Origin of the sequence: Streptomyces thermovulgaris, from assembly GCF_002155915.1 — a bacterium.
GTDB classification, from domain to species: Bacteria; Actinomycetota; Actinomycetes; order Streptomycetales; family Streptomycetaceae; genus Streptomyces; species Streptomyces thermovulgaris.
On sequence record NZ_MUME01000236.1, the window covers coordinates 1 to 1763 of the forward strand.

The 1763-nt window shown below is 70.5% G+C and carries 1 protein-coding gene; it reads left to right on the plus strand.

Going from position 1 to position 1763, the window contains the following annotated elements; genetic code table 11:
* On the plus strand, nucleotides 1–1763 hold a 1763-nt coding region (locus CCN35_RS18820; protein ID WP_143631634.1), incomplete at both ends, for a type I polyketide synthase.

Consider the following 1763-nt stretch of genomic DNA (forward strand, 5'->3'; position numbering starts at 1 on the left):
GCCGGTGAGGCGGGGGGTGCTTCTTCGGGGCTGCGGGAGCGGCTGCTGGCACTGCCCGCGGCCGAGCGGGCTGCTCATCTGGTCCGGGTGGTGCAGCAGGAGGCGGCGGTGGTGCTGGGGCTGCCGGGTGCGGAGGCGGTCGGTGCCCAGCAGGTGCTCAAGGAACTCGGCATCGACTCGCTGATGGCGGTCGAGCTGCGCCGTCGGCTGTCCGCTCACACCGGCCTGACCCTGTCGGCCACCCTCGCCTTCGACCACCCCACCCCCACCGCCATCGCAACCCTGCTCCTCGACAAACTCGACCTCGCCGACGACACCGCAGGCAGGAAGAGGACGGCTGATCAGCGCAGGCCCGCCGCGCACGACGAACCCATCGCCATCATCGCCATGGCCTGCCGTCTGCCCGGGGATGTCGACACCCCGGAGGCGTACTGGCACCTGCTCGCGACCGGAGGTGATGCCATTGGCGAACTCCCTCCGCGCTGGGCGAATCTCGACGTCTACGACCCCGACCCGGACGCGGTGGGCAAGAGCTACGCCCGTGAAGGCGGCTTCATCCGCGACGTGGAAGGTTTCGACGCCGCCTTCTTCGGCATCTCCCAGCGCGAGGCGGTGTCGATGGATCCGCAGCAGCGGCTGGTGCTGGAGACGTCCTGGGAGGCCCTGGAGCGGGCCGGCATCCGGCCCGACTCGCTCCGTGAGAGCAAGACAGGGGTCTACCTCGGCACGATGAGCTCCGACTACGGGGAACAGGGCGAACTCGACGCCTTCGACGGCTACATGAGCACCGGCAACGCGTCCAGTGTGGTCTCGGGCCGCGTGTCCTACGCCCTGGGGCTTCAGGGGCCCGCCGTCACCGTCGACACCGCGTGTTCGTCCTCCCTCGTCGCCCTCCACCTCGCCGCCACCGCGCTGCGGCAGGGCGAATGCGAACTCGCCCTGGCCGGCGGCGTCACCGTGATGAGCACCCCACGACTGTTCGTGGAGTTCTCACGGTTGAAGGGGATGGCTCCCGACGGGCGGTGCAAGTCCTTCTCCGCACGAGCCGACGGCGCGGGCTGGTCCGACGGATGCGGCATCCTCGTCCTGAAGCGGCTGTCGGACGCCGAACGCGACGGTGACCGGATCCTGGCCGTGATCCGTGGCAGCGCGGTCAACCAGGACGGCCGTTCCCAGGGCCTGACCGCACCCAACGGCCCCTCCCAGCAGCGGGTGATCCGTGACGCACTGGCCGCTTCCCGCCTCACCCCCGCCGACATCGACGCAGTCGAAGCCCACGGCACCGGCACCCCGCTGGGCGACCCGATCGAAGCCGGCGCGCTGGCCGAGGTGTTCGGCCCGGGCCGGGATACGGACCGGCCGGTCTATCTGGGCTCGTCGAAGTCGAACATCGGACACACGCAGGCCGCCGCCGGTGTGGTGGGTGTGATCAAGATGGTGCTGGCTCTGCAGCACCAGATGCTGCCGAAGACGCTGTACGCCGACGAGCCCAGCCCGCACATCGCCTGGGAGGGCAGCGGCCTGAAACTCCTGGACGAGGCCCGGCCCTGGCCGCGCGAGGCCGGCCGAGTACGCCGAGCCGGAGTGTCCTCCTTCGGCCTGTCGGGCACCAACGCCCACATGGTGCTGGAAGAACCCCCGGCACAGAAGACCACCAAGACGTCCGGGGAAGCCCCGGAAGGCCCCATACCTCTGGTCGTCTCCGGTCGGGATGAGGGAGCGCTGCGTGCGCAGGCCGACCGATGGGCGGAGTGGCTGGCTGG